At 59.4% G+C, this 6633-nt stretch carries 7 protein-coding genes and 1 pseudogene; 7 read left to right on the forward strand and 1 reads right to left on the reverse strand.

Features of this window, described 5'->3' with window-relative positions; all coding sequences use genetic code 11:
* Positions 1-67: 67 nt before the first annotated feature.
* The 6 genes and pseudogenes from LC334_RS18115 to LC334_RS18140 form a co-directional block, all read left to right on the forward strand.
* Positions 68-1252, forward strand: a pseudogene (locus tag LC334_RS18115) (RidA family protein); the annotation flags it as partial.
* A 129-nt stretch (positions 1253-1381) separates the two neighbouring features.
* Positions 1382-1861: a UPF0262 family protein gene (locus LC334_RS18120; RefSeq protein ID WP_223413062.1), complete on the forward strand. Its 480-nt coding sequence runs from the start codon at positions 1382-1384 to the stop codon at positions 1859-1861.
* 5 nt (positions 1862-1866) lie between these two features.
* Complete coding sequence (locus tag LC334_RS18125) at positions 1867-2328, forward strand: arsenate-mycothiol transferase ArsC (RefSeq protein ID WP_085801725.1); 462 nt, start codon at positions 1867-1869, stop codon at positions 2326-2328.
* Positions 2325-2717 (forward strand): ketosteroid isomerase-related protein, encoded by a 393-nt coding sequence (locus LC334_RS18130; RefSeq protein WP_085801634.1) that lies wholly within the window; start codon positions 2325-2327, stop codon positions 2715-2717. The genes LC334_RS18125 and LC334_RS18130 overlap by 4 nt, the downstream gene beginning before the upstream one ends.
* A complete protein-coding gene (locus LC334_RS18135; protein ID WP_085801633.1) occupies positions 2714-3295 on the forward strand; it encodes a GNAT family N-acetyltransferase in 582 nt (193 codons plus the stop codon). Before LC334_RS18130 ends, LC334_RS18135 begins: the two co-directional genes overlap by 4 nt.
* A 62-nt stretch (positions 3296-3357) precedes the next feature.
* Entirely contained in the window at positions 3358-4383 is a 1026-nt protein-coding gene (locus LC334_RS18140; protein ID WP_085801632.1) for a trans-3-hydroxy-L-proline dehydratase, read from the forward strand.
* A gap of 74 nt (positions 4384-4457) precedes the next feature.
* Here the strand turns inward: LC334_RS18140 and LC334_RS18145 are convergent, their stop codons facing one another.
* Positions 4458-5240 (reverse strand): maleate cis-trans isomerase family protein, encoded by a 783-nt coding sequence (locus LC334_RS18145; RefSeq protein WP_223413060.1) that lies wholly within the window; start codon positions 5238-5240, stop codon positions 4458-4460.
* A gap of 213 nt (positions 5241-5453) precedes the next feature.
* Between LC334_RS18145 and LC334_RS18150 the strand changes: the two genes are divergently transcribed.
* Entirely contained in the window at positions 5454-6518 is a 1065-nt protein-coding gene (locus LC334_RS18150) for a Hint domain-containing protein (protein WP_085801631.1), read from the forward strand.
* The last annotated feature ends 115 nt before the right edge of the window (positions 6519-6633 follow it).

Genomic DNA, 6633 nt, shown 5'->3' on the forward strand with positions numbered 1-6633 from the left:
TTTGACTGGACGCGCAAACGCGGTTGTGTAGTCTGACGCTAGACGATGCGACAGCGCGGATGATCCCATGAGAAAACGGCATAGCTGGCCCGAGGGCCACTGGAACTGGCCGGTCAGGCTGACACACCAGCACGGTGTACGGGCCGGACAGATGATCTTTACCGGCGGGCAGGTTGATCTGGATGCGGATGGGAATGTGCGCAACCCCGGCAACATTTATCAGCAATGCGATGCCGCCATGGCCTATCTGGCGGATGTCCTGAAGGACCTGGATGCGGGGTTGGAAGACCTTGTCAGGCTGGTGGTCTATTTCGTCGGTGACGCTGAGACCGAAAGCTGCCTTCTGAAGCAATTGGCGGATATCCTCGATGACCGCGCCAGACCGGTGGTCAATCTGATTGCCTTGCCCGAGCTTTGCTATCCGCAGATGATGATCGAAATCGAAGGGGTCGCCATGCGGACCGAGGATGGCAGGACTGTGCCGCGCACCTGTTTGCACTTGCCGGACATGCCATTTTTGTCGCCAGCTTTTTCCCATCTGGTTGTGGCCGAAGACATGATCTTTACCGGCGATCTGTCGGCGATTGCGCCGGATGGTCGTGTCGCCGCGCCCGGAGATGTGGCCGCTCAGACCGAATTCATGATGGAGCAGTTGTCAAAAGCGCTGGCCGCAGCCGGAGCGGGGATCAGCGACGTGGTTAAGTTAAACGTCTTTTATGTCGGCTCGGGCGCGGCGGAAGATTGGGAGAAGCCTGCGAAAATCCGGGCCGGATATTTCCCTGATCCCGGGCCTGCGCCGACCGGTATGCCGGTGCCACGGTTCCCTGACCCGGAGGTGATGACCAAAATTTACGTCACTGCCATGCGCGGCGAAAAAACCTATGCCTGGCCCGATGGTCACTGGGATTGGACCACGCCACTACCTTATAAGCATGGCAACCGCTGCGGGCAGATGATCCATGTGGGCGGGCAGGTGTCGCTTGATAGCGAGGCCCAGGTGATTGACCCGGGCGATATGGTGGCCCAGACCCGTCGCGCGATGGATAACGTTGCCAAGGTGCTTGCCGATCTGGGCGCCGGTCTGGATGATGTGGTGAAGGTCACGACCCATTATCAGGGCAATGCCTCGGCCGAGGCGCTGCATGAAAACCTGCTGATCCGCTCGAATTCCTACACCGAACCCGGCCCCGCCACGACGGGCATTCCGATGCCCGCGCTGGTCTATCCTGACATGGTCATTGAGATTGAGGTCACCGCGATGGTCGAGTCGGACCGGCTGTGCCCAAATCGCCTCGAACCCGGGGCACAATCCGATGCCGCATTGCCCAATAACACCTCCTGCGATAGTGGTGCTGACGCTTGCCAAGTGAAAGATAGTGAGATGAGCCGTATCAGCCATATCGAATTGGATGACGCCAATCTGCCGCCACCCACGCCCGAGATCGAGCAGGAGCGGAAAGTGGCGATGTTTGACCTGATCGAGGGCAACACCTTTGATCTGCCTAAACGTGATGACCGTGTCGTACCGCCGGGACCTTACCGAGTGCAGTTGTCGATCCGTGAAAAGCGGCTGGTCTTTGACATTCAGACCGAGGCCGAGGAACCGGCGGCGGAGTTTCACCTGTCGCTCAGCCCGTTCCGGCAAGTGGTCAAGGATTACTGGCAGATCTGCGAAAGTTATTTCGATGCCGTGAAGAACCTGCCGCCCGGCCAGATCGAAACCATCGACATGGCCCGGCGGGGCATTCACAATGAGGGCGCGCGCGTTCTGGAAGAGCGGCTGGAAGGCAAGGCCGTGATTGACAATGATACGGCACGCCGCCTCTTCACGCTGATCTGCGTGCTGCATTTCGGGGCCTGATGCGCATGGTTGAGGAGCTTCCTCAGTCCGTTCTGTTCTGTTGTGATCATAACGCCGTGAGATCACCCATGGCCGAAGGGATCATGAAAAAATTCTACGGCACAGATACCTATGTGCAATCCGCCGGTGTCAAAAGCGATATGGATATCGACGGGTTCAGCATCGCCGTCTGCGGTGAGATCGGGGTCGAGCTGGACCGGCACCGCACCCGCAGTTTCGACGAGATGGAGCAATGGGGTGATGATCTGTCGTCCTTCGATCTGGTGGTGGCGCTCAGTCCTGCCAGCCAGCGCCGGGCGCTGGAACTGACGCGGGTTTTTCATCTTGAGGTCATCTATTGGCCGATCATGGACCCCACGGGGCTGGGCGAGACACGCGAGGCCAAGCTGGGCTCATACCGGCAAACACGGGACCAGATCATCGGTCATCTGACCGAACGTTGGGGACCCGCACGAGAAGAACGATGAAAGACATTATACAACGCTACTTCGATGCCTTTAACCGTGGCGATGTTCCGGCCATGCTGGACTGCCTGTCGGATGATGTGGCGCATCACGTGAACGAAGGTCAGGTCCGACAGGGCAAAGAGAAGTTTCGCGCCTTTTGCGAGCATATGAACCGCTGCTATCGCGAAGAACTGATCGAGATGGTGATTTTCTCGGCACAGGATGGCACCCGCGCAGCGGCGGAATTCATCGTAACCGGCACATATCTGCAAACCGATGAAGGCTTGCCGGAAGCCAGAGGCCAGACCTACAAATTGCCCGCAGGATCGTTTTTCTCGCTGCGAGATGGCAGGATCACCCGCGTTGTCACCTACTATAATCTGGCTGAGTGGATGCGTCAGGTCGCATGATCCGGGTCGTGCGCCTGACCGGCGAGGCGCTTGGCGCCGCGCTTGACGATGTGGCGCGGTTGCGGATCGAGGTCTTTCGCGCCTTTCCCTATCTTTATGACGGCGATGCCGCCTATGAGCGCGCATATCTGCAAACCTATCGCGACAGTGCCGACGCAATCCTCGTGGGGGCCTTTGACGGCGCACGGTTGGTGGGTGCCTCGACCGGTACGCCGATGGAGGACCACGGGGAATTTGCGGCGGCCTTCGACAGGCAGGATATCGACCTGAAAGACATCTTCTATTGTGCAGAAAGCGTGCTGTTGGCGGACTATCGCGGGCAGGGGATCGGGCATAGTTTCTTCGATCTGCGCGAGGCGCATGGCCGCGATCTCAGGCGGCGTTACTCGGCCTTTTGCGGTGTGGTGCGGCCTTCGGACCATCCGCTCAGGCCCGCTGATTACGCCCCGCTAGATCCGTTTTGGCGCAAGCGCGGCTACATGCCGGTTGAGGGCGCAGTCGCGCAGTATCGCTGGAAGGATATCGACCAGCACGGTGAGAGCGATCATGATTTGCAATTCTGGATGCGTGCCCTCTGATCCTGACATTCTTTGACCTGTCCGGGGATCCCGTGACAAGGTAAGCTCAAAAAGGGTTTTTAATGCGCAGCAGCAAGACAGTTCATGTCATCTCGGCCCATGCCGAAGGCGAGGTCGGCGATGTCATCGTGGGCGGGGTGGCACCCCCACCTGGCGATACCCTGTGGCAGCAGCGCTCGTTTATTTCACGCGATCAGACCCTGCGCAATTTCGTCCTGAACGAACCGCGCGGCGGGGTTTTTCGCCATGTCAACTTGCTGGTGCCGCCCAAACATCCGCAAGCCGATATGGGCTTCATCATCATGGAGCCGGAATTTGATCCGCCGATGTCCGGCTCAAACTCGATCTGCGTCGCCACGGTGCTGCTGGATGGCGGCATCATCTCGATGCGTGAACCCGAAACCCTTTTGACGTTGGAAGCACCGGGCGGGCTTGTCCGGGTGCGCGCTGTTTGCCGCAATGGCAAGGCCGAGCGCATATTCGTGCAAAACCTGCCAAGTTTCGCCGATAAGATCGCTGTGCCATTGGAAGTGCCGGGTCTGGGTACGCTGACCGTTGATACGGCCTATGGTGGCGATAGTTTCGTGGTGGTCGATGCCGCGACGCTAGGGTTCGAGATCGTTGAAAGCGAAGCCAAATCCATTGCCCGTACAGGTATGAAGATCGCTGAGGCGGCGAATGAGCAGCTTGGCTTTACCCACCCCGAAAACCCTGACTGGACCCATATTTCGTTCTGCGCCTTCTGCGGCCCGGTGAAACAGACCGAAACTGGTCTGTCCGGCAAATCCGCCGTGGCGATCCAGCCTGGCAAGGTCGACCGCTCGCCCACCGGTACGGCAGTGTCGGCTCGTATGGCGCTGATGGCCGCAAAGGGGCAGATGCAAACCGGGCAGAGCTTTGAGGCAATATCGATCATCGGGTCGCGTTTCACCGGGCGGATTGTGGGTGACACGCAGGTGGGCAGTAAACCGGCTGTCGTGCCCGAGATCGGCGGGCGCGGCTGGATCACCGGTATGCACCAGCACATGCTGGACCCCGACGACCCCTGGCCCGGCGGTTACCGGCTAAGCGACACCTGGGGCGTATGAGGTCTCGGCAAGTTGGGCGCGCTGGCGCAACCAGGTTATAAGGCGCAAATCGCGGAGGCTGGTGCTTACAATACTCAGTGTTCGCGCAGAAGTCGCCCCAGACCCGGCAGGCGATCATCAATGCCTGCCAGACGCAGACAATCCCACAACATCGCCTGATTGCTGCAGATCACCGTCTTGCCCAGTCTCTGTTCGATTTCATCGACCACATCGATGCTGCGCAACGCCCCGCAGCTCAGCAGGATGGTGTCCGCCTCAGGCGTGTCGATGGCGCGGGCGTAATCGATCAGATATTCTGGTGCGACTCGTATCATCTCGGTATCGTAATTCAGCCCCATCCCATGCGCCGCAATCATGTTGAACCCTGCCTGTGATAGGTAGGCTGCCACATTGTCGTTCAATTCGGCCACATAAGGAGAGCCGAGCGAGATGTTCCTGGCCCCCATTGCGGTCAGCGCCTTGCGTACCGCCCCTGCCAGGGTTGAGGTCTCGGCTCCCGGTGCGCCCTTGGAAAGTTCAATGCACGAGGCCGCTTCGCCCACCGCCACCGTGCCCGATGTGCAGCCAAAGCAGATCACGTCAAGACCGTCATCGGGCAGGATTCGCGCGGCGGTTTCCGCCAAGGAGCCGCGCAGCTGCGCTAGGCTTTCGGTGGATATCTCCCGCGGCATGGTTGCCCGGCTGAAATAGACGCCCACACCGGGCGGCATGTGACGGGTCATGTCATCCTCGATGGTCTGCTCGTTGGGGATCAGCACAAAACCGATCTTGCCGCGCGCACTGCGCCCGCCGTCAAAGCCCACGTTGTCCAGTATCGCCCTGCGGGTGGCCTCAGTCATGTTTTCAGGTTTGTTCATCGCGCGCACTCCGGATTGGATCATGGGATATTACACCGCTGCGCGAGGCACACAATCATTGTGAGGCCGCCGTCAACTACGCGGGCGCGGATCATGTGGGCAGATTGCGACGGTTTGGATTTTTTCGCTTGTTTGGGATTCCAGGGCTTCCCAGGGTGATTCGCTTTTGTTAACCTTGGTTAATAAAAAATAAAAAAGGCAGGTTAGCAGGCAATGAAGACGGGCTTTCGCGGCACGTTTGTCATCTCCTGGTCGCAGACGGAAGTGGACGGATTAAAAGCTGCTCCGGTGCAGTCGTTACGTGTCGGGGCCGCGTGGGCCTGGCGGGGCGATGCTGTGCGGGTGGACGGTCCAAGTGAACTCCTGCGCCTTGAGCGGGCAGACGATGACATGACAGATCGCAAACGCGCGGCACGGATAGTGCGGCGGTTGGTCGGGGCTGCAATCACACATACAAGCGATCTGGAAAAGGTCGATGTAGACGAACCACTGATAGATAGTGGCTTCATCGTGTCCGACGGGGCGCAAAGCTACACGGCGACGCTGGTTGACGTAGGGCGCGGTGCGCCGCCGCTGCTGATGTTCCTCGATGAAATTCCGCCAAAGGGAACCGAGATGTGGATCGTGCACCAGTCACTGGAACGGGCGCGCGATGACAGCAAAGAGCCGATGGCCAGTGGCGTGATCTGCTTCACCCCCGGTACGCGCATCGAGACCCCGCAGGGCCCGCGTCTGGTAGAGGAACTGCGCGAAGGCGATTGGGTCCAGACCAAGGATAGCGACGCGCAGGAAATCGAATGGATCGGCAGCCGCCGGATGACCGGCGCGCGCCTTTTTGCCATGCCGAGGTTGCGGCCTGTGCGCATCCGTACCGGTGCGCTTGGCATCGACCGGCCGGACGCCGAACTGCTTGTCAGCCCCGAACACCGGATGCTGATTCAGGGGAATGTCGCGCAATCGCTCTTCAACGTGCCCGAGGTGCTGGTCTCGGCCAAGGATCTGATCAACGGATCAACTGTCTCGATCGATCTGGCCGTGCGCGAGGTGACCTATATCCACCTGCTTTTGCCGCGGCACCAGATTCTTTGGGCCAACGGCATTGAGACCGAAAGCTTCCATCCGGCCAATACCTCACTGGATATGCTGGATGCCGAAGACAAGGCGCGTCTGCTGGAACGGAATCACCGGCTGGAATACGAACCCTACGCCTATGGTAATTTCGCGCGCCGCAATCTCAGCAGTTCCGAGGCCGCAATCTTGGCGCATGAGGCGGCATAAATGGGCGGCGGTTGATCTGATGGAATAGTCTGCTTTGCGGACAAGGACGAAGCCGCTCTCGCGGCATTGGCGCACTTGGCGGGTGTTGGACACTGATCCAGCTGTTTTGGGATTT

Source organism: Roseovarius aestuarii (assembly GCF_019966515.1).
In the GTDB taxonomy this organism is placed as follows: Bacteria; Pseudomonadota; Alphaproteobacteria; order Rhodobacterales; family Rhodobacteraceae; genus Roseovarius; species Roseovarius aestuarii.